Annotated in this window: 2 protein-coding genes and 1 pseudogene; 1 reads left to right on the plus strand and 2 read right to left on the minus strand. The window is 59.8% G+C overall.

Annotated features, from left to right (window positions below; translation table 11 throughout):
- A partial coding sequence (locus tag HNP46_RS35570; RefSeq protein WP_184598984.1) for an integrase core domain-containing protein occupies positions 1–250 on the plus strand: 250 nt, incomplete at its 5' end.
- On the opposite strand, the pseudogene tnpC reads toward HNP46_RS35570, so the two are convergent.
- Both tnpC and tnpB read right to left on the minus strand, forming a co-directional pair.
- Positions 247–1772: pseudogene (gene tnpC / locus HNP46_RS35575) on the minus strand (IS66 family transposase). The gene HNP46_RS35570 and the pseudogene tnpC sit on opposite strands and share 4 nt — an antisense overlap.
- A gap of 61 nt (positions 1773–1833) precedes the next feature.
- Positions 1834–2137: IS66 family insertion sequence element accessory protein TnpB (tnpB, locus tag HNP46_RS35580; RefSeq protein WP_184598986.1), on the minus strand; the 304-nt coding region annotated here is incomplete at its 5' end.

Consider the following 2137-nt stretch of genomic DNA (forward strand, 5'->3'; position numbering starts at 1 on the left):
CATCGGGCTGATCCCGCTGACCACACCGGTATGCAGCCCGCAAAGCAACGGAATGGCCGAGAGCCTGGTGAAGACAATCAAGCGTGATTACATCGACTTCATGAGCAAACCCGATGCGCCCACCGCCATTGCCTCCCAGGCCAAGGCATTCGAGCATTACAACGAACACCACCCACACAGCGCCTTGAACTACCGATCCCCAAGGGAATTTCGGCGTAAGCGTGCGGGGAATACGCCTTGCGCAGGTTAGCTCGGCATCCACTGATGCGGCAGCAACTGTTCGATCTCACAGGTCTTCTGCGTCGGTAACCTCGTCAGTACGTCTTTGAGGGAGGCCTACGGATCGTGCCCGTTCATGCGCGCCGACTGGATCAGGCTCATGATCGCCGCCGCCCGTCTGCCGCTGCGCAGCGACCCGGCAAATAACCAGTTCGAGCGCCCCAGGGCCCACGGCCGGATCTGGTTCTCGACCTGATTGTTGTCGATGGGCACGGCGCCATCGTCCAGGTAGCGCGTTAGCGCTACCCAGCGTTTTAAGCTGTAATCCAAAGCCTTGGCCGTAGCCGATCCATCAGGCACGCGTTCACGCTGAGCCAGCATCCACTCATGCAACTTGCCTGCGATGGGCACCGCTATTTCCTGGCGTAATCGCCAGCGACCTTCATCGTTCATTTCCTGGGTCTGGCGTTCGACTTCGTACAGCCCTGCGATAGAGTGCAGCGCCTGTTCGGCCAGTTGGCTTTTGTTCGTCACGTGCAGATCGAAAAACTTGCGCCGGGCGTGGGCCATGCAGCCGATTTCGGTGATGCCCTGCTCGAAGCTGGCCTTGTAGCCAGCGAAGTCGTCGCAGACCAGCTTGCCGCTCCAGGTGCCCAGGAAGTTGCGCGCATGCTCGCCCGCACGACTGGGGCTGAAGTCGTAGACCACAGCTTTCAGTGCCGAGAAAGGTGTGGTGCAGTAGGCCCAGGCATATGCTCGATGTGTTTTCTTTTCGCCCGGTGCCAGCATCTGCACCGGTGTTTCATCGGCATGGACGACTCGCTGGGCTAGCACCGCTTCGCGCAGTGCATCTACCAGCGGTTGCAGTTGTACGCCGGTTTGCCCGACCCACTGCGCCAGCGTCGAGCGGGCGATGGCCAGGCCGGCACGGCCAAAGATCTTTTCCTGCCGGTACAACGGAAGATGGTCGGAGAACTTGGCCACCATCACGTGGGCCAACAAACCGGCAGTGGGGATACCCTTGTCGATCACCTGTGCCGGTATCGGCGCCTGGATCAGTGTTTCACACTGACGGCAGACCCACTTCCCACGTACGTGCTGCTCAACGGTGAACACGCCTGGCGTGTAATCCAGTTTCTCGCTGACGTCTTCGCCGATGCGCTGAAGTTGGCAGCCACAGGTGCACTGAGTGTCGTCCGGTTCGTGATGGATAACAGTGCGAGGGAACTGCGACGGCAACGCTGCACGCTTGGGTTGCTGGCGTGGTTCTGTCTGTGCGGGGCGCGATGAAGGGCTTTTAACTCGGCCTCGATGGCTTCAAGGTCGGTATTGAGCAGGTCATCAAGTAGGCTGCCTTGCGCCGGGCTGATCTGCTCGCTGCGTTTGGCGAACTTATGTCGCTTGAGAATGGCGATCTCGTGGGTGAGCTGCTCGATGATCGTCTGATCGCGATGGATCTTCCGGCCCATGGTATCGACCTTCGACAGCAACTGCGCAGCGAGTGTGCGCAGTTGATCGGGCGTCATTTGGTCGAGATTGGGCGAGGACTTCATGCTGGCGATGGTGTCAGAACAAGCACTCGGCGGCGAGATATCGAAGGGCTAATAGCCGATCTCAAAGCACCGTGATCGCTCCGCTGGAACCAACACGCTGCCAAGGCAAACCCAGCACCAACGCCTGCAACTGCTCAGTGTCGAGCTCGACTTCCGATCCACGATGGATACCTGGCCACTGGAATTTGCCTTGGTTCAACCGACGCGCCGCAAGCCAGACTCCGACACCGTCGTGAACCAGCACTTTCACCCGGTTGGCTCGGCGGTTGGCAAACAGGTAAGCGCAGTGCGGCTTAGCTGCACCGAATACTGAAACCACCTTGGCCAGCGCGGTCTCCGTACCAGCACGCATGTCCATGGGCTCG

Origin of the sequence: Pseudomonas nitroreducens (assembly GCF_014204515.1) — a bacterium.
In the GTDB taxonomy this organism is placed as follows: Bacteria; Pseudomonadota; Gammaproteobacteria; order Pseudomonadales; family Pseudomonadaceae; genus Pseudomonas; species Pseudomonas nitritireducens_A.